The organism is Kribbella sp. NPDC058245 (assembly GCF_042882005.1).
In the GTDB taxonomy this organism is placed as follows: domain Bacteria; phylum Actinomycetota; class Actinomycetes; order Propionibacteriales; family Kribbellaceae; genus Kribbella.
Map to the genome: position 1 here is coordinate 1 of NZ_JBHVWY010000028.1, position 18225 is coordinate 18225.

Below are 18225 nucleotides of genomic sequence, written 5' to 3' on the forward strand. Positions count from 1 at the left end.
GTCCGGTACGGCGTCGGCTGCGCGCCGCCGCCTCCAGTCTCCGCCTGCCGCCTCCAGTCTCCGCCTGCCGCCTCCAGTCTCCGCCTGCCGCCTCCCGTCTCCGCCGCCGCCTCCTCAGCCGCCGCCTCCGGGAATTTGAACGGATAACCCCTGAAGTTGACCCTTCTCCCCTGAAAATTCGAGGGGAGAAGGGGCCATTTGAAGGGATATCCGTTCAAATGCGGTTAGGGGGTCGCGCGGGTCGGGAGGCGCTGGCCGGTACGGCGGGGGTGGTTGCTCGCCATTCCGTCTGCGGCCGGGGGCGTGGGTTGGTGGTTGCTCGCCGCTGCGGCCGATTTACAGTGACGGGTGCCTGGGGCCGGTGCCTGGCTGAGGGGGATGGTGCGGTCGGCGACCGCGTTCCCGTTGTTTGAGCTTCCGGGTTGTGGCTGGGGTCCAAGATCGGCGCCGAGGAGACGGTCCTGGTCGCCATGTGGACAAAACGTTCCACCCGGCGAACGGGGCGACCGACAGTGGGCATGTTCCGCGTTATCCGTGAACTTTTCGGGTCCATGCGCCGAAAAAGTCACCGGTAACGAGCCGGCGGACCCTAAGCGCGGGTTGGCCGCGTTAATTGGTGAGTTTTGGGGACTCGGTGACGAAAATCCACCAATTAGCGAGCCGGGGGTCCGGAGCGCTGGGTGGGTCGCGTTAGCTGGTGAGTTTTAGGGACCCGGTGACGAAAATCCACCAATTAGAGAGCCGGGGGGTCCGGAGCTCTGGGTGGGTCGCGTTAGCTGGTGAGTTTTAGGGACCCGGTGACGAAAATCCACCAATTAGCGGGGGTTGCCAGGCGCGGCAGTACCCCCAGCGCCCCCGGGGCCTCGCCATTTGATGGGTTACCCCATGAGGTTGTGGGTTTTGGACTCGCATGGGGGTGCAGAACCCACAAGCTGGTGGGGGAACCCATGAGATGCGGAGGGGGGCGAGGGCCTGTGCGGGAGCGTTCGCCACGGTGGGTCACTTTTCAGGCCTCGTTGTTACCGGCGGCAACCGAAGCCCGGAAGCTCAGGCGACGGGAACTGTGGTCGCTGACGGGTCCATCCCCCTCAGCCACGCGCCGGGCGCCAGCCACCCGTCACTGTAAATCGGCCGCAGCGGCGAGCAACCACAAACCCACCTCCCCGGCCGCAGACGGAATGGCGAGCAACCATCCCCGCCGTACCGGACCGGCCGCAGATGAGCGAGACGGAGGAGAGAAGACGTACCGCGTCAGGCACCGCGCAGGTTGGTGAGTGCGGTCCGCGTTATTGCCTCGACCCCCATCGTCCGCTGAGGCAGAGTGCACACCTATGGAACTGATCGGCCAAGGCATGGAAGGCGCCGTCTACGACCTGGGGGACGGGCTGGTCCGGAAGGTCTGGGTCGATCGGCGCCCCGATGACATCCGTCCGTTGCAGGCGTTCCTGGACGAGATACCGCCGCTCCCGTTCCGTACGCCGCGCATTCGGTCGATCGATGCCGGGGACAACGGACTGGCGGTCACTGATGAAGACAGGCTCACCGGTACGCCGTTCGACCGGAGTGATCCCGAGGTGTTCGTGACGGTGGTCCAGGCGCTGGGTACGACCACGGCGGGCCCAGCGAGCAAAGCGCTTCCCGTGCTGAACCAGCCGTTCTGGCAAGGCTCCTGGGGTGAGTCGCTCGCCGCCCTGGTACGGCGGCGGGCACAAGCGTCGTACCGGCATTTAGAGCGCGACGTCACCAACTTCCCAGCTGTGCTTGACGATGTGACCCGCCGCCTCGCATCCATCGAGCTGGATCACCTGAGCATCGTCCACGGCGACATCTGCCCGCCGAACCTCCTGATGGACGGGCCCCGCCCCGTAGCCCTCCTCGACTGGGGCTTCTGCTCCACCGCCGGCGACAACACCTTCGACGCGGCCCTAGCCGCCGGCTTCTACGACATGTACGGCGCGGACGCCCGCCACCGCGATACCGAACTACTCGACCGCTTCGAGGCACTCGGCCACGACCGTGACCGCATGCACCTCTACCGCCAGGCCTACGCGATCATCACCGCGACCGTGTACGACGAGAACGCGGGCGACGGCCACTACGCGTGGTGCGTCGCCGATCTCAATCGGCTGTCGGTGGGAGGCCGAACAGGGTGACCAGGCTGGGGTCGCTGAAGACGTGGATGTGCGTGATGCCGGTAGACGTGGGCGTGAGGACGGCGACGCCGAAGGCCATCAGACCGGCTGTGGTCCGGCCGTAGCTGGCGACTGCGGGCTGGCCGTTGGCGATGATCGGGATCATTCGCCAGTCGCCGGGAGATCCGACCGCGTCATTGAGAACTTGCATGCAGAGTTCGCGCCCGCTGAACCAGGTGGGGCTGCCGACCATTTCGATGGCGGCGTCGGCTCGCAGAGCCCGTTCGAGGGCGGCGGTGTCGGCGTTCTCGAAGCCGGTGATGTAGTCGGTCAGCAGGGCCTGGGCCTGAGGATCGGTGGGCGCAGGAACCTCGCTGACGGACAGCGAGGTGTCATCCAGCCGGGCACGGGCTCGTTGCAGCGTGCTCTTCACTGCGGCGACCGACGTACCGAGCATCGTCGCGACCTCGGCCGCCGGGAACCCGAGCACCTCCCGCAGGATCAGAACGGCGCGCTGTTTGGCCGGCAGGTACTGCAGGGCGGCGATCAACGCCAGCCGAAGACTTTCGCGCGTGGCCACGATCGTTGCCGGATCGGCCGATTCTCCGACAACCAGCGAGTCCGCGATCGGCTCCACGAACAAGGTGCCGGGCTCGGCCGGTGCGCCCGGCGACAGGTCGGTCGCCGGGGCGCCGAGCCCCGACGGCAGTGCCCGCCGGCCGCGCTGATCGAGCGCGGTGAAGCACGCGTTGGTGGCGATCCGGTACAGCCAGACCCGAAGCGACGAGCGTCCCTCGAAAGCCGAGTACGAACGCCACGCTCGCAGGTAGGTCTCCTGTACGACGTCCTCGGCCTCGTGTACCGAGGCGAGCATGCGGTAGCAGTGCGCGAGCAACTCCTTCCGGAACGGCTCGGTACGGCGAGTGAACTCGGCCTCGCCCGTCATCACAGCTCCTTCGAGAGTCATCAGCTCACCAGCCCCAGCAGTGGCCGCACCCAGCTTGCCATCCGCTGGATCGCGTCATCGGCCTCCGGCGCCCGGCCGGCCGCCATCTGGAAGGTGTGCTGCATCTGCGGGAACACGTCGACCCGTACCTCGACCCCGGCCTTCTCCGCGGCAGCTGCCAGCAGTCCGGCATCGTCCAGCAGCACCTCGTCCCCACCGACCTGGATGTAGATCGGGCCGAGGCCGGTCAGATCGCCGTACAGGGGGTTCGCGAATGGGTCCCGCGGCGAGCCGTTCGGCCCGAGGTGCATCGCGACCAGGCCGAGGACCAGGTCGCGGTGGAAGAACGCGTCACGATCGCGATTGCCGTCGTACGACGCTCCTGTCGCCTCGAGGTCGACCGCGGGCGAGATCGGGAGTGCGGCGGCCGGCAGTGGCAGTCCCAGCGACCTCGCGCGCAACTGGGTCGTGATGGTGAGTGCACCGCCGACCGAGTCCCCGGCGAACGCGATGTGGGTCGGTTCGATGCCCTGATCGAGAAGCCAGCGGTACGTCGCGGTCGCGTCGTCCACCTGCGCCGGATGGAGCTGTTCCGGGACGAGGGGATAGTCGAAGACCAGCGCTCGTACGCCGACCGCCTTCGCCAGATGCGCGAACAGCTTGCGGTGCGAATAGCGGGATCCGGTGATGAAGCCGCCACCGTGCATGCACAGCAGTACTCGGTCCTGGGCCGCGCCTTTCGGCACGATCCACAACGCCGGACGGCCGTCCACGGTCAGATAGTCCACATCCGAAGGCTCGGTGGTCAGCTCGGCCCAACGGTGATCACCCAGCTCCCGGTCCGTCTCCGGGGCAGCCTCCCGAGCCTTGGCCCAGTGCTGCTTGACCGCTTCGGACTCCTTGCTCGCCATGCTCAGGTCCCTTCTCGATGGGGTTCGTCACCGGTAAAGACCGGCGGACCCGCGAAAAGGAATCGGTCAGGGCTGGATCGGCGAACCGTTGCTCAGGTTGTGGAGCTGGTCGGTGGCGCTCAGCACCAAGGGGAGGCGGCGGGCGTTGAGGGGGGAGACGAGGCCGGCCAGGGCGTCGGGGGAGTGCCAGGAGAGGGCGAGGATCTCGTGGCCGTCGGGGTGCAGGGTCTCGAGGAGCGACGGGTCGTGGACGCCGCCGTCGTACAGGATCTCGATGGCGTCGCCCCAGCCTTCCCAGCGGGGGAGCCAGTCGATGGCGAGGACGCCGAGGAGGGGGAGGGCAGTGCCGAGCTCCTCCTCCATTTCGCGGGCGGCGCCGGTGGCGGGGTCTTCGTCGGGTTCGACGACGCCGCCGGGGAGTTCGAGGTCCTGTTTGTAGCTGACCTGGCAGAGCAGGACGCGGTCGGTGGTGTCCCGGACGACGACGTGTGCGATCACGCGCTTCTTCGGCAGCGTCGAGTCCATCAGGGTGGTCCAGCCGAGGACCGAGTCGGGGCGCGGGTCGTCGCTGCGCATGCCGTAGACGATGACGTCGCGGCGCTCGCCGTCGACGAGGGCCGCGCCGCGCAGGAGACCTTCGCGGCGGAAACCGGCGCGGATCGCGACTCGCATCGAAGGGGGCAGCGATGGGTCGGCCTCGATCTGCAGGCGATCGAAGCCGAGCTCAGCGAAGGCGTACTCCGACACGAGACGGACGCTCGGAATCGCGACCCCGATGCCGCCCTCCAGCGCCCACACGATCAAGCCGGCACCGGGCGTTGTCCGCCGTACCTCCACTGTGCCGAGCGGGCTTCCGTTCTCGACGTCGAAGGTGATCACCTGCTGGTCTTGTGCAGACAGAGTCAGCGTCAGGTCACCATCGGTCAGCGGCTGTACGGCGGTCACTCCACGAACGCTACCCGTCGTACCGCAAGTACACGGTGGCGAGGGGCGGAACGGACAGCTCGGTGCTGGTCGCCATCCCGTGCCACTCCGGCCCGTCGGCCTGGACCGCACCGAAGTTGCCGACCCCGGAACCGCCGTAGTTGCCGGCGTCGGTGTTGATCACCTCGGACCAGGTCCCGGCGAACGGCAGGCCGAGCTGGTAGCCGTGGTGCGGAAGCGCGGAGAAGTTCGCGATGCAGGCGACCGTCGGCTCGCCCTCGGCGCCGAAGCGGACGAACGAGAACACGTTGTTTCCGGCGTCGTTGGCGTCGATCCAGCTGAACTTCTCCGGCGCGTGGTCGGTACCCCACAGCGCCGCGGTGTCGCGGTAGACGCCGTTCAGGTCGCGGACGAGCTGCTGCAGACCGCGGTGGTTCTCGTGGTCCAGCAGCCACCAATCGAGCTCGCCCTTCTCGGACCACTCCGACTCCTGGCCGAACTCGCAGCCCATGAACAGCAACTGCTTGCCCGGGTGCGCCCACATCATCGCGAGGTACGCACGCAGGTTCGCCAGCTGCTGCCAGCGGTCGCCCGGCATCTTGCGCAGCAGCGAGCCCTTGCCGTGCACGACCTCGTCGTGCGACAGCGGGAGGACGAAGTTCTCCGAGTAGGCGTACATCATCGAGAACGTCAGCTCGTGGTGGTGGTACTGACGATGCACCGGCTCGTGCTCCAGATAGCGGAGCGAGTCGTTCATCCAGCCCATGTTCCACTTGAAGCCGAAGCCGAGCCCACCGAGGTGGGTGTCGCGGGTGACGCCGGGCCACGACGTCGACTCCTCGGCGACCGTGATCACGCCGGGCACGCGCTTGTAGAGCGTCGCGTTCATCTCCTGAAGGAACGACACGGCCTCGAGGTTCTCGCGGCCGCCGTACTGGTTGGGGACCCACTGGCCCTCCTGGCGCGAGTAGTCCAGGTAGAGCATCGAGGCGACCGCGTCCACGCGCAGGCCGTCGATGTGGTACTCCTCGGCCCAGTAGATCGCGTTCGCGACCAGGAAGTTGCGCACCTGCGGACGGCCGAAGTCGAAGACCAGCGTGCCCCAGTCGGGCTGCTCGCCACGCCGCGGATCCGGGTGCTCGTAGAGCGGGGTCCCGTCGAAGCGGGCCAGCGCCCACGCATCCTTCGGGAAGTGCGCCGGAACCCAGTCCACCAGTACGCCGATGCCGGCCTGGTGCAGCTTGTCGACCAGGAACCGGAAGTCGTCGGGATCGCCGAACCGCGAGGTCGGCGCGAAGTACGACGTGACCTGGTAGCCCCAGGAACCGCCGAACGGGTGTTCCATCACCGGCATGAACTCGACGTGGGTGAAGCCCATGTCGTTGACGTAGGCAACGAGTTCGTCGGCCAGGTCGCGGTAGGTCTTGCCCTTGCGCCACGATCCGAGGTGCACCTCGTAGACGCTCATCGGCGCGGCATGGTGGTGGGTCGCGGCGCGCTTCTCGAGCCAGGCCGCGTCCGCCCACTCGTACGACGACTCGTGCACGACCGAGGCGTTGGCCGGCGGCACCTCGGCGAGGTTCGCCATCGGGTCGGCCTTCTGCCGCCAGACGCCGTCCCGGCCGCAGATGTCGAACTTGTACCGCGTGCCCGGGCCGATGCCCGGCACGAAGATCTCCCACACCCCGGACCCACCCAGCGAGCGCAACGGATGCGCGCGGCCGTCCCAGAAGTTGAAGTCGGCGGTCAGCCGGATGCCTTGCGCATTCGGCGCCCACACCGCGAACGACGTCCCGGTGACAGCACCCGTCGGACCGTCGTACCGGCGGACGTGCGCACCGAGCACGGTCCACAGCTGCTCGTGCCGGCCCTCGCCGATCAGGTGCAGGTCGACCTCGCCGAGCGACGGCAGATAGCGGTACGGATCGTCGACCTCGACCGCGGGACCATCGGTGTAGCTGACCTCGAGCCGGTAGTCCGGCACCTTGTCGATGCTCAGTACGCCGACCCAGATGCCGTCGAACTCGTGTCGCAGCGGCAGCCGTTTCCCGTCGTACAGGACGACGACCGAGCTCGCGAACGGACGCAGCACCCGCACCGTGACCCCGTGCTCGCCGACATGCGGCCCGAGCACCTGATGCGGGTCGTGGAACGTCCCACCGACCACCCGCTCCAAAACGGTCCGGTCCACCGGAACTGCTGTCACCACAGGCTCCTCGGCCGCCACCACCGGCTGCTCCATGGCTTCGCTCTCACTCGATCCCATGCACCCCATCCTGCCCGATCGAAACCGCATTCACTGCACCCCGTACCCGACAAGTCGCGAGCTACACAATTGCTCGTGGCGGAAAAGCCGTGTGGAGGATCTGGGGGTCGCCTTCAAGGTGTCCTGCGGAGAGGGCTTGGTCGACTGTGAGTGCTCCGGTGGCAAGGCCCACAACGGTGTCCGGTGTGGCGGTCAGGACGGTGTCGGGGCGGTGGCTGGGCTCGAGATCTGCCTGTGCGTGCTTCTTGCCGATGTGTACGACGATGAGGGCGCCGTCGATCTCGAAGCCGAACTCCAGTGCGGGATCCGCCGTCGCATCGCGCAGCAGTGCCGGCAACGCCTGCGCAAGCCAGCGCGGCTGGAACGCGTCGCCGTTGCGTCCTGTCGCCAACAGCGGTGCGCCCCATCTGCCTAGCGCTTCCATCGGCTCGCGCAGTTCCGCGCCCCTCGGGGTGAGCGCGTAGTGGACGCCCGTCCCGGCGAGTTGCCGCTCGACGATCCCGTTCTCTGCCAGGACTCGTAGTCGTTCCGCCAAGAGGTTGGTCGCGATGCCGGCGAGGGAGGCCTTCAGTTCGTTGTAGCGCATCGGTCCGCACAGCAGATCGCGCACGATCAGGAGATTCCAGCGGTCGCCGATCACGTCCAGGGCGCGGGCAAGTCCGCAGAACTGTCCGTAGGAGCGACTGGGGGCACGCTTGACTTTGTCCATCGAGATTGATTTTATCAACCATCTGCTAGGTGGGCAATCTCAAGGAGCGATGCCGTGGAGATCGACTGGCTTGGTGCTGTGCTCGCGCTGGTCGCGGGCATGGCGGTGGCGATGGCTTGGTACAGCAAGCGCGGCTTCGGGCTTGTCTGGTGGAGGTTGACCGGGATCACGCCGGAGCAGTCGAAGCAGGCCAGTCCGCGGAACCTGGTTCAGCTGCTCGTCGCGAACGGCGTGACGGCGGTCGGGCTGGCGGCTGCAGTCGGTACGACGTCAAAGGCGACTGGTGATGATGGGGTGTGGCTGGCGTTGCTGGTCGGCGTCGTGGCGTGGTTGGCGTTCTCGGCGAGCACACTGCTTCAGCACAACGCGTTCGAGCTGAAACCGCCGAAGCTGACCCTCATCAACAGCAGCTATCAGTTGGTGCTGTTTCTCGCCATGTCGCTGGTGATCGGGCTGCTTAGCGCAATGCCTCGCGGACTTCGGCGAGGCGGGTGGCGTAGCGGGGCCAGCCGAAGCCGGTGCGGGTGTAGGCGACGGTGGTGTCGTTGACGAGGCTGGTGGCGCGGGGGCGATCGCCTTGGGCGAGGGCCAGGGCGGCGGCTACGGCGCGGGCTGCGAGCCAGGAGGTGCTCTGAGCGGGGGCTTCGGCGAAGACGGCGTCGAGGAGGGCTGCTGCTTCGTCGAGTTCGCCTTGGCGGACGAGGACGTCGGCCAGGTCGATGTAGGCGTGGCTGACGCCGCTGTCGTCGGCGAGGGCGTATTCGACGGCGGAGCGGAGATGTTTCTCGGCTTCGTCCAGGTCGTCGCGGGCGACGGCGGCCAGGCCGCGGATGACGTCGTTCAGCGGGAGGATCTGGCGGTCGTCCAAACGGCGGGCGTAGTGGTCGGACTCGTTGGCTGCTTTGAGGGCTTCGTCCCAGCGGTTGAGGCCGACCAAGGCACCGGCGAGATTGCTCAGGCCGCGCGACAACCCGTGCTCGTCGCCGTACTCACGGTCGGCGCCGATGCAGGATTCGTAGCATTCGAGAGCGCGCTCGGACTGACCGGCGTACACATACAACGTGCCGAGGGCATCGGTGAACGCCGACAGGCGACGCTCGTGCTCCGACGAGGACCGGGCCAGCGCCTGGCCGGTCAGGAGTGGGGTGAAGGCGTCCAGGAGTCGGCCGCGCTCGATCTCGACGATGCTGCGGTAGTACAGCGCGGTCAGTGTCAGCGTCTCGTCGTCCTGGAGCGGTGCGAGCCGCTCGGCCTCGGTCAGCAACTCCGCGGCCTGGTCGAACCGGCCACGCATCGTCAGCACGAAACCGTGGTTGCACAACGCGGTCAGCTGCTCGGACGTCGTCGCGCCGGGTGCATCCGTCAACGCGTCGTAATGCCGAGCGGCCTCAGCGAACCAGCCGCGGATCAGCCACGGGGTGTGCATCGCGAGGGCGAGTCGCAGGCCACTCGCCGCGAGCTCCGTGCCGGCCGCTCGATCGAGTACGTCGAGCAGATTCGGCCACTCGGCGAAGACCTCGTTGAGCGCATCGGCGTTCGCGAAGTCGTCACTGTTGTGGCCGGCGGTCTGTATGTAGCCCAGTGCCCACTCCAGCTCGGCACTCCGCACGCTCTTGGTCTCGCCGGCTTCTTCGAGCTTGGTCAGCGCGTAGTCGCGCACTGTCTCCAGCAAACGGAAGCGACGCCCGTTGACGGCCTCGACCGTCAGCAGACTCCGGTCCGCCAACTCGGTGAGCGCCGGCGCGACGTCACGCGGATCGAGCGCGACCTGCTCCGCGGCCTCGAGTGTGAAGCCACCAGCGAAGACCGCCACCCGGCGCAGTACGGCGCGCTCCGCATCGCCGAGCAGTTGGTGACTCCAGTCCAGTGCCGCGACCAGACTGGTGTGACGGGCTTGCGAATCCCGACCTCCCGAGACAAGTAGCCGCATCCGGTCGGTGAGCCGTTTCGCCAGCTGCGGGACGGTCAGCGTGCGGGTGAGACCAGCGGCCAGCTCGATCCCGAGCGGGTACCGGTCGACCGCCGTACAGATTGCGGCGACCTGTTCGGGATCGGCGCCTTGGGCATCGATCGCGCAACGCTCGGTGAACAGCTGGGCCGCCGCGAGTGCGTCCAGTGGTCGCATCGGTCGGACCTCTTCGGCCTCCAGTTGGAGCGGTCGCTGCGACGTCACCAGGACGGTCAGGCCGGGCGCGCGTCGTACCAGCGCGGCCACGATGTCGGCGACCTGCTCGACCACATGCTCGGCATTGTCGATCACCAGCACCGAACCGTCGAGCGAGGCTGCGGCCGCGCCGACCGGATCGTTGCCGCTGGCGTCTTCTCCCGCAATCGCTTCCAGTACGGCGGTTTCGCGGGTCAGCGGCGCCAGTTCGACCAGCCGGACCGGGCGATCGGTCACGGACCGGGCCGCCTCGAACGACAACCGGGACTTGCCACTGCCCGGACCGCCGGTCAGCGTGACTACGCCAGGCCGACTGAGCCGCTCGGTCAGCCAGGCCAACTCGGCCTGCCTGCCGACAAAGCTCGTCAGCGGTGACGGTAGGTCGGCCACGTCACCGGCGGGAGCCGCCGTACCGCGGGTCGCCGGGCTCGGTGCGGGTGATTCGGATGCCGTCGGCAACAAGGTCGGATCCTGCCGGAGCAGCCGCAGCTCCATCGCCGCGGTGTCCGGCGCCGGGTCCACGCCGAGCTCATCGGCCAGCCGGTTGCGCAGCTTCGCCAGCCTGCTGAGGGCATCCGCCTGGCGGCCGGTCCGGTAGAGCGCGAGCGCCAGCAGACACCACAGCCGTTCGTGCAAAGGGTTCTCGGCGGCGAGCGCCTCCAGCTCGCGCGCGGCCTCGGCCGCATGACCGAGTGACAACTCCGCATCGAGCAACTCCACCTGCAGCGTCAGCTTCCACGCATCCAGTTGCTCGCCCTCGGCAACGGCGTACGGGATGGTGCGCAGGTCGGCGAGCGACGGGCCACGCCACAGCTCGAGCGCCTCCTGGGCGGCCTTCTTGACGCCCAGACGATCACCAGCCCGTACGGCGACGTGCATCCGCTCGGCGGCCGCACGGGCCTCGGTCAAGTCACTCAGATCGGCGGCCAACGCGTAGCCGCCGTTGACGCGCGTCAGCGAATCGGGGGAGTCGATCGCGGCCCGGAGCCGGGAAGCGAGAACGCGCAGCCGCTCGGTCGGACGCGCCAGATCGACGTCACCCCAAAGGTCCGCGGCCAGTCGATGATCGGGGACCGACATGCCACCGGCCAAGGCCAGCCGCACCAGCAACGCCCGCTCCAGCGGCCGGTCCACAGCCACGGCCCTGCCCCCGAGCCGGACGGCCAGAGGCCCGAGCACGAGCACCTCTAGCGGCGGAGCGGGGGGCATACCCGCAAGTATTACAGCGACCGCGTCCCCACGCTCTGTAATTCTCACCGCACTGAGGATTACTTGGCTGAGATTTGGGGTACTTGGACCAGTTTTAAGGTTCTACTCCTCGACCCCGGCGAGCTGTGCCGCGGCGGCCAGCGGGATGCGCAACCAGGTGGGGCGATTGCGTGCTTCGTACAGCACTTCGTAGATCAGCTTGTCGGCCAGGAACGCATCCAGCAGCGCGGAGTGCTCGCGCGGATCGCTCTCCGCAACCTCCGCGTAGCCGTCGCAGAACGCCTGCTGGTTCCGGCTCGCCCACTCCGACGCACGGTAGGCGATCTGCTGATCACCTTCGTGATCGGTCAGCAGCAGCGACCGCGCCGCGTAGTCGAACGACCGCAGCATCCCCGCGATGTCCTTCACCGCCGTGTCCAGCGCCCGCCGCTCGACGAGCGACTTGGCCGGCTCACCCTCGAAGTCGATCAGCTTCCAGCCCTCGATCGTGCGCAGCACCTGACCGAGGTGGAAGTCGCCGTGGATGCGCTGCACCCGCACCGGCTGGTCGGCCGCGGCCAGGTTGTCGAACGCACGGCCCAGACCTTCGGCGTACGGCGCGAGCTCGGGTACCGCGGCCACAGCCGCAGCGAGCCGCCGGTGCATCGAGGTCGCATGCTCGACGAGCTTGGACTGCTCCCAGATGTCGGTGCCGAGCGCCTTCGCCAACTCCGCGTGCACCTGGGCGGTGCTGGCGCCGAGCCGATGCGATTCGCCGGCGAAGTCGCCACCGACCTCGGCGGCGTGCAGGTCGGCCTCGGCGTACAGATCGCGCACCGACGAGGTCGCGAACGACCAGCCGTCGGTGGCGTTCTTCTGGAAGGCCGTCATCATCGCGAGTTCACCGCTGTCGGTGCCGCCGCCGGCCCGCGGCCAGCTGCCACGCGCCGACCCCAGCACCTCCGGGACCAGCTCGGACCCGGACTCGGTGAGCGCCGACTCGATCTCGACGCCGGGATTGCTCCCGGGCTCGAGCCGGCGGAACACCTTCAGTAGCGCGACATCGCCGTACACCAAGGAGGTGTTGGACTGCTCGACCGTCAGCACCAGGGACTGGGCGTCCTCCGGCACCTCCGTCGCGCCTTCCGGTGCGTGCACCGGGTGGAACTCCAGTCCGTCCAGCCGGCGGCCGTTGGTGAGGCCGTCCAGCCAGTACGGCGTGGCTTCCTTGTCGTGCAAGGCGTCGTACACCCACACGCGGGTGTCGTCGAGATCCTGCTCCTCCCAGTCACCGACCAGGGCATGGCCGAGGTTCTCGACCGGGGCCTGGTGGTAGCTGAGCGGCAACTGGTACACCCGGATCGGGATATCCGACCCGGGGGGACCCGAACAGTAGACGAACCCGATCCGGACCGCAGGCCACACGCCGTCGTCGGACAGCCACACCGAGGTGGCCATCGCGTCGACGACGACGTCGTGTCCCTTCTCCCCGAACCATCGCTGGCCCGCACAGAAGGACTGGACCTGGTCCAGATGGGAAGTCACGAAATGCTCTCCTCGTGGTCGGCCGGCTTGGGCAGCCGGAACCAGTAGAAACCGTGCGCGCCGAGCGTCAAAAGGTAGGGCAGCTCACCGATCGCCGGGAAGTGCACCCCGCCGAGCAGCTCCACCGGCTCGACACCTTGCCACTGCCGCAGGTCGAGCTCGATCGGCTGCGGGAAGCGCGACAGGTTGTTCACGCACAGCACCACGTCGTCGCCGAACTCCCGCACGTACGACAGGACGCTCGGGTTCGAACCGCCCAGATCCGTGAAGGTACCCATGCCGAAACTCGGGTGCTGCTTGCGGGTCTGGATCATCCGCCGGGTCCAGTGCAGCAGTGAGGACGCGTTCTCCATCTCGGCCTCGACGTTCACCGCCTGGTAGCCGTAGACCGGGTCCATGATGACCGGCAGGCTGAGCTTGCCCGGGGTCGCGGTCGAGAACGACGCGTTCCGGTCCGGCGACCACTGCATCGGGGTCCGGACGCCGTCGCGGTCACCCAGCCAGATGTTGTCGCCCATGCCGATCTCGTCGCCGTAGTACAGGATCGGTGATCCCGGCAACGACAGCAGCATCGCGGTGAACAACTCCATCTTGTTGGTGTCGTTGTCCAGCAGCGGTGCCAGCCGGCGGCGGATGCCGATGTTCGCCTTCATCCGCGGGTCCTGCGCGTACTCCGACCACATGTAGTCGCGGTCCTCGTCGGTGACCATCTCGAGCGTCAGCTCGTCGTGGTTGCGCAGGAAGATGCCCCACTGGCAGGTGTCCGGGATGGCCGGGGTCTGCGCCAGGATCTCCGAGATCGGGAACCGCGACTCGCGCCGGACCCCCATGAAGATGCGCGGCATCACCGGGAAGTGGAACGCCATCTGGCACTCGTCACCACCGGAGTCGCGGTCACCGAAGTAGTCGACCACGTCGGCCGGCCACTGGTTGGCCTCGCAGAGCAGGATCCGGTCCTCGTAGTTCGCGTCGACCTCTTTGCGGACCCGCTTGAGGAACTCGTGGGTGCGCGGCAGGTTCTCGCAGTTGGTGCCGTCCTCCTCGAACAGGTACGGCACCGCGTCCAGGCGGAACCCGTCGATGCCGAGGTCGAGCCAGAACTTCAGCGCCTCGATCATCGCGTCGCCGACGGCCGGGTTCTCGAAGTTCAGGTCCGGCTGGCTGGAGTAGAACCGGTGCCAGAAGTACTGGCCGCGGACCGGGTCCCAGGTCCAGTTCGACTGCTCGCTGTCCACGAAGATGATCCGCGCGTCGCCGTACGGCTCGTCGGTGTCGGACCAGACGTAGAAGTCGCCGTACGGGCCCTCGGGGTTGCTGCGCGACTCCTGGAACCAGGGGTGCGCGTCCGAGGTGTGGTTCATCACGAAGTCGACGATCACGCGCATCCCGCGCGAGTGCGCCGCTTCCATGAACGCGGCGAAGTCCTGGATCGTGCCGACCTCCGGCATCACGCCGGTGTAATCGGAGATGTCGTAACCGCCGTCGCGCAACGGTGACGGATAGAACGGTGGCAGCCAAAGGCAGTCCACGCCGAGCCATTCGAGATAGTCCAGCTTCTCGGTCAGGCCCTGCAGGTCGCCGATGCCGTCGGCGTTCGAATCCTTGAACGACCGCACCAGGACTTCGTAGAAGACGGCCCGCTTGAACCACAGCGGATCCTTCTTCGTCAATCCGTGGTGCTGCTCCGGCAGCATGTCGGTCACGCTCACCTCCATCGGGAGTGTTGTGGGGGACCCGCCCGCGCCTGACCTTCCCGTACCCCGAACCGGGGTCGGTCAAAAGGAGCAGTGCACAGGATCAATCGAGCCCGGTGATGTGGTGACGCCGCGCGAGTGACGGTTCCGCGAGTGCGTTGCGCTTAGTCTGACGGCCCTTTGCCAGTACAAGCAAACCAACCCGCAAACATCCCGCAGAGTAAAACCATTGCCCCACTGGTCTTCACCGCCCCCCGCGCCCCGAACCACGTGTCCTGCCTGGGTCGTGCCGCCCCGGCGACGGCTGCGGGGACTGCGCGCCGGACTTGCCACCAGGCTTCACAACACCGTCGTTCGCCAGTCGCTGCGCGTCTTCTCCGTTGTCGCGGGCGCCTTTCTGATCCTTCAGTCCGGCCTGCCGCTGGATGGCGCTCCAGGTCCCGGTCGGGATCTCGCCGTGGCTCGGGACGGTCACCGAGATGCCTGCGTCGTTCTGATACACCATGTGACTGCCTTTGCCGCGCCCCTCGAGCTTCCGGTAGCCCGCGGCGCGGAGCAGCCGCTCGGCGTCGCGGACCTTGATCGGTGGCATCAGTCGACCTCGACTGTCACAACCAGTTGCTCCGGCACTCCAACGGTCTCGGCCAGGATGGTGATCGCGTCCTTGAGGTCCTCGAGAGCCGCCTCCGGCGTCGCGCCGGAGCCGTTCGCGAACGACTTCGGGGTGAGCGCCGCCTCGGCGCACCAGATCCCGTCCTCGTCCTGCTCGATGGTGTACGGGACGCTGATTTCACGCTGCACAGCTGATCTCCTGGTCAGTTGCCGGGCTGGGCGGACTTGCGGGGTTTGCGGACGTACTTGGTGAAGCCCGAGCGTTCGGCGTCGGCCTCGGTGCGGAACCAGACCTCGGCCTTGGTGCGGCCGTAGTACGGCGAGTCCGGGGTGTGGAACAGCATCGACTGCGCGTTTCCCTTGATGGTGAACCCGTCCGGCGGTCCTTGATGCGGTACGGCGTCGGCGGAGCCCGGGCCGAACCGCCCGACCGGGACCTCGTCGCCGGGTGACGTGTCGTCGTCGAACAGCGTCGGCTCGGCGGACGAACCACCATCCATCAACCGCGAGAACTCCGGCTCCGCAGCCATCACCGGCGTCGCCTGCTCAGGTTCAGCAGCCGGCTGTACGGCGGGCGCGGGCTCGGCCTCGGCGGGTTCCTCCACAGGAGTGACCGGCTCGGCAACAACCTCTGGCTCTGCAGCAGCCACAGGCTCCGGCGTGACCACCGGCTCGGCAACAACCTCCGGCTCCGCTACCACCGCGGGCTCCGGAGCAGCCTCGGCCTCGGCCTTGGCCGCGGGCGCGGCGGGCTCCTCAACAGGAGCGACCGGCTCGGCAACAACCTCTGGCTCCGCAACAACCGGCTCCGGAGCAGGGACCGGCTGCTTGGCGACCGGCTTCGCAACTACGGAACCCGCGGCAACCGCGGGTTCCGGGGTGACCTCTGGCTCCGTGGGGTTGGGGGAGGGGGCTGCGTGTTTAGGGGGTGTGGTGCGTTCGGGGCGTGGGGGTGCGTGGGTGGAGGCCGCGGCGTGGGCGGCGCCAACTAGGGCTTCTTCTCTGACCTCGGCCTCGGCGGGTTCCTCGGCGGCCGCTTTGGTGCGGCGGTCGAGGAGGAGCCAGGTGATGACGGCGCCCAGCAGGAAGGCGAGCAGGGGCCAGGGCCAGTTGTGGCGGAGGAGCCAGCTCATCGGCGGGCCGCCTTGGTGGTGCGGTGCAGGAGCCAGGCGAGCGCGCTGCCGACCGCGAAGGCGAGCAGGAGCAGGATCCAGGTGTCGAGGACGAGATGGGTCATTCAGTTCTCCTGCAGTGCTCTGATCTCGGCCCGGCGGTTGGCGACCCGGCCGGAGGCGGTGGTGTTGGGGGCGATCGGGAAGGCTTGGCCGTAGCCGGTGGCGGTGATGCGGTCGGTCGGGATACCGAGGCGGACCAGGTCCGCTTTGACGACAGCGGCGCGTTGTTCGGACAGCGGCAGGCTGGTGGCGGGGGAGCCGAGGTTGTCGGTGTGGCCGGCGACCTCGATCCGCACTCCTGCGCAGGTCTTGAGCAGCGCGGCTGCCCGGGTGACTGCCTGCTTCGAGGCATCGTTGACGATCGCGGTCCCGGACAGGAAGTGGATCTTGTTCACCCGGCTGAACTCGGCCAGCCGGGTCTTGAACGTCCGGCACGCCTCGCTCTCGACCGGCTTGGTGATCGGCACCTCGAGCTGGTTCGCGATCACCGCACCCGGTACGGCGGTGGCAGCAGCCCGCGCCGCCATCGCCTTCGTGGCCTGATCCGGTACGGCGCCACTCAGCGTGACCGTGGTCCCGTCGTACCGGACCGACGCGTCCCCGGTGCCGATCGCGATCGCGTGCAGCAATCCCGACAGTGTGCTCACATCCTCGATGCCCTTCGCGGCATCGACCGTGACGCGCTGGTCGTACTCACGATCGGGCCCGAGGACCTTCTCCACCTCGGACTTGATCGAGTCCTTGGCGAGCTCGCTGCGCACGACTGCCTGCACGCGGATCGAGCTGTCGGTCCGGCCGACCTCGAATCCGGGGGTCGTCTGCTGGTCGGGACCCTCGGTCGGCTCCGGCGTACTGGATCCGCTGCCGAAGGAGACGGTACGGATACCGTCGACCTGGCGCACGATCTGTTCGATCTGGGTGACGTCCGCATCGGTGGACAACAGGATCGAGGCATCGCGGCCGTCCATCACGACGGTCGCGCCGTTGACCCCGCGGGCCGCCAGCGCGGCGACTGCCTGCGTCTGGAGATCCTTCTCGATCGAGTCGGCCCGGACCGGGACCATGACAGCGGTCAGCAACACAGGTACGGCGAGAGCCGCGAGCAGCCAGACGACCGGCCGCCGAGCGAGTCGGGACACTCTTCCTCCGTCAGAAGCGGTCCTTCGACGGGTGCGGGCCGAAGTGACCGTGCGCGAGGAGAGTACTCCGCCTCGCACACGGGATGCACGCCCGTCTGGCAAATCGGTACCGCGTGTCGGCTGACCAGATCCGGTCAGAACTGTCCTGTCTCGGACAGGTCGCATATGTGCCAGCCCGGCGTGCAGGGAATCCCTTGACTTAGTTCTGGTCATAAACCGTACTGGTGCGTGCGTTTGACACCGTCGGGTGTGAAGAGGGAGGGGTCCGATGGAGAGGACAGCGGATTCATCGTTGATCATCGGTGTGGCCACGTCGACCGCCGAGCGGGTGCAGCTGGCTCGTCTGCTCGGTGACGCCGATGCGCTGCTGCTGGTGTCCAGTGCCGAACAGGCCCGTGCATTCCTGGAGCTCACCGAGACGATGTCACCGGCCACACCACTCGTAATGACGCCAACCGTCGTACCGATGCCAGAGCCAGAGCCAGAGCCAGTACGCACGGAACCCGAGCTACTGCTGGATGTGGAGCGCCGCGTGGTCCGCTGGGAGGACCGCGAGGTACCACTGACCCGGCTGGAGCACGACTTCCTGCACTGTCTGGTGGAGGAGCCCGGTCAGGTCTGGACGTACCAGCGCCTGCACCATGCGGTCTGGGGCAACGAGCACCTGGGCCACGGCTCGCACATCCACTCCGTGGTGAAGCGCCTGCGCCAGAAGCTGGTCAACCTCGAAGCCACGGTCACCATCCATGCGGTCCGCGGCGTCGGCTTCCACCTGCTGCCCACTACCTAGACAAAGGTCAGGCCCCGGACCGTCAGCGGT

The 18225-nt window shown here is 67.8% G+C and carries 15 protein-coding genes; 3 read left to right on the forward strand and 12 right to left on the reverse strand.

Annotated features, from left to right (window positions below; genetic code table 11):
• The first annotated feature begins 1331 nt into the window (after positions 1-1331).
• Complete coding sequence (locus ACFVWG_RS40040) at positions 1332-2153, forward strand: phosphotransferase family protein (RefSeq protein ID WP_391548754.1); 822 nt, start codon at positions 1332-1334, stop codon at positions 2151-2153.
• Here the strand turns inward: ACFVWG_RS40040 and ACFVWG_RS40045 are convergent.
• The 5 genes from ACFVWG_RS40045 to ACFVWG_RS40065 form a co-directional block, all read right to left on the reverse strand.
• Entirely contained in the window at positions 2119-3099 is a 981-nt protein-coding gene (locus ACFVWG_RS40045) for a sigma-70 family RNA polymerase sigma factor (protein WP_391548755.1), read from the reverse strand. The genes ACFVWG_RS40040 and ACFVWG_RS40045 overlap by 35 nt on opposite strands.
• Positions 3099-3989 carry an alpha/beta hydrolase fold domain-containing protein gene (locus tag ACFVWG_RS40050; RefSeq protein WP_391548756.1) on the reverse strand — a complete coding sequence of 297 codons (891 nt, stop codon included), beginning with the start codon at positions 3987-3989 and terminating at the stop codon, positions 3099-3101. The genes ACFVWG_RS40045 and ACFVWG_RS40050 overlap by 1 nt, the downstream gene beginning before the upstream one ends.
• Positions 3990-4055: 66 nt before the next feature.
• Positions 4056-4934, reverse strand: a complete 879-nt coding sequence (locus tag ACFVWG_RS40055) for a GNAT family N-acetyltransferase (protein WP_391548757.1) — start codon at positions 4932-4934, stop codon at positions 4056-4058.
• Between the two features lie 10 nt (positions 4935-4944).
• Positions 4945-7179: a 1,4-alpha-glucan branching protein GlgB gene (glgB, locus tag ACFVWG_RS40060; protein WP_391548758.1), complete on the reverse strand. Its 2235-nt coding sequence runs from the start codon at positions 7177-7179 to the stop codon at positions 4945-4947.
• Positions 7180-7240: 61 nt separating this feature from the next.
• A complete protein-coding gene (locus tag ACFVWG_RS40065; protein ID WP_391548759.1) occupies positions 7241-7888 on the reverse strand; it encodes a winged helix-turn-helix transcriptional regulator in 648 nt (215 codons plus the stop codon).
• A 54-nt stretch (positions 7889-7942) separates the two neighbouring features.
• Between ACFVWG_RS40065 and ACFVWG_RS40070 the strand changes: the two genes are divergently transcribed.
• Positions 7943-8437 carry a DUF1761 domain-containing protein gene (locus ACFVWG_RS40070; RefSeq protein WP_391548760.1) on the forward strand — a complete coding sequence of 165 codons (495 nt, stop codon included), beginning with the start codon at positions 7943-7945 and terminating at the stop codon, positions 8435-8437.
• On the opposite strand, the gene ACFVWG_RS40075 is transcribed toward ACFVWG_RS40070, so the two are convergent.
• The 7 genes from ACFVWG_RS40075 to ACFVWG_RS40105 form a co-directional block, all read right to left on the reverse strand.
• On the reverse strand, positions 8346-11261 hold the full coding sequence (locus ACFVWG_RS40075; protein WP_391548761.1) for an ATP-binding protein: 2916 nt from the start codon (positions 11259-11261) through the stop codon (positions 8346-8348). The two genes, ACFVWG_RS40070 and ACFVWG_RS40075, sit on opposite strands and share 92 nt — an antisense overlap.
• Before the next feature lie 102 nt (positions 11262-11363).
• A complete protein-coding gene (locus tag ACFVWG_RS40080; RefSeq protein ID WP_391548762.1) occupies positions 11364-12785 on the reverse strand; it encodes an aminoglycoside phosphotransferase in 1422 nt (473 codons plus the stop codon).
• Positions 12782-14479: a maltose alpha-D-glucosyltransferase gene (treS, locus tag ACFVWG_RS40085; protein WP_391548806.1), complete on the reverse strand. Its 1698-nt coding sequence runs from the start codon at positions 14477-14479 to the stop codon at positions 12782-12784. Before treS ends, ACFVWG_RS40080 begins: the two co-directional genes overlap by 4 nt.
• Positions 14480-14723: 244 nt before the next feature.
• On the reverse strand, positions 14724-15071 hold the full coding sequence (locus ACFVWG_RS40090) for a type II toxin-antitoxin system HicA family toxin (protein WP_391548763.1): 348 nt from the start codon (positions 15069-15071) through the stop codon (positions 14724-14726).
• Positions 15071-15280, reverse strand: a complete 210-nt coding sequence (locus ACFVWG_RS40095; protein ID WP_391548764.1) for a hypothetical protein — start codon at positions 15278-15280, stop codon at positions 15071-15073. Before ACFVWG_RS40095 ends, ACFVWG_RS40090 begins: the two co-directional genes overlap by 1 nt.
• 14 nt (positions 15281-15294) lie before the next feature.
• A complete protein-coding gene (locus tag ACFVWG_RS40100) occupies positions 15295-16224 on the reverse strand; it encodes a hypothetical protein (RefSeq protein ID WP_391548765.1) in 930 nt (309 codons plus the stop codon).
• Positions 16225-16328: 104 nt separating this feature from the next.
• Positions 16329-17405 (reverse strand): OmpA family protein, encoded by a 1077-nt coding sequence (locus ACFVWG_RS40105; RefSeq protein WP_391548766.1) that lies wholly within the window; start codon positions 17403-17405, stop codon positions 16329-16331.
• A 268-nt stretch (positions 17406-17673) separates the two neighbouring features.
• Here ACFVWG_RS40105 and ACFVWG_RS40110 point away from each other — a divergent pair, with 268 nt between their 5' ends.
• Positions 17674-18195, forward strand: a complete 522-nt coding sequence (locus ACFVWG_RS40110; RefSeq protein ID WP_391548767.1) for a winged helix-turn-helix domain-containing protein — start codon at positions 17674-17676, stop codon at positions 18193-18195.
• Positions 18196-18225: the final 30 nt, after the last annotated feature.

Coding starts and splice junctions, on each gene's coding strand:
- ACFVWG_RS40040 (WP_391548754.1), top strand. CDS start 1,332: ATGGAACTGATCGGCCAAGGCATGGAAGGCGCCGTCTACGACCTGGGG.
- ACFVWG_RS40090 (WP_391548763.1), bottom strand. CDS start 15,071: ATGCCACCGATCAAGGTCCGCGACGCCGAGCGGCTGCTCCGCGCCGCG.
- ACFVWG_RS40110 (WP_391548767.1), top strand. CDS start 17,674: ATGGAGAGGACAGCGGATTCATCGTTGATCATCGGTGTGGCCACGTCG.
- glgB (WP_391548758.1), bottom strand. CDS start 7,179: ATGGGATCGAGTGAGAGCGAAGCCATGGAGCAGCCGGTGGTGGCGGCC.
- ACFVWG_RS40075 (WP_391548761.1), bottom strand. CDS start 11,261: ATGCCCCCCGCTCCGCCGCTAGAGGTGCTCGTGCTCGGGCCTCTGGCC.
- ACFVWG_RS40045 (WP_391548755.1), bottom strand. CDS start 3,099: ATGACTCTCGAAGGAGCTGTGATGACGGGCGAGGCCGAGTTCACTCGC.
- treS (WP_391548806.1), bottom strand. CDS start 14,479: ATGCTGCCGGAGCAGCACCACGGATTGACGAAGAAGGATCCGCTGTGG.
- ACFVWG_RS40050 (WP_391548756.1), bottom strand. CDS start 3,989: ATGGCGAGCAAGGAGTCCGAAGCGGTCAAGCAGCACTGGGCCAAGGCT.
- ACFVWG_RS40100 (WP_391548765.1), bottom strand. CDS start 16,224: ATGAGCTGGCTCCTCCGCCACAACTGGCCCTGGCCCCTGCTCGCCTTC.
- ACFVWG_RS40065 (WP_391548759.1), bottom strand. CDS start 7,888: ATGGACAAAGTCAAGCGTGCCCCCAGTCGCTCCTACGGACAGTTCTGC.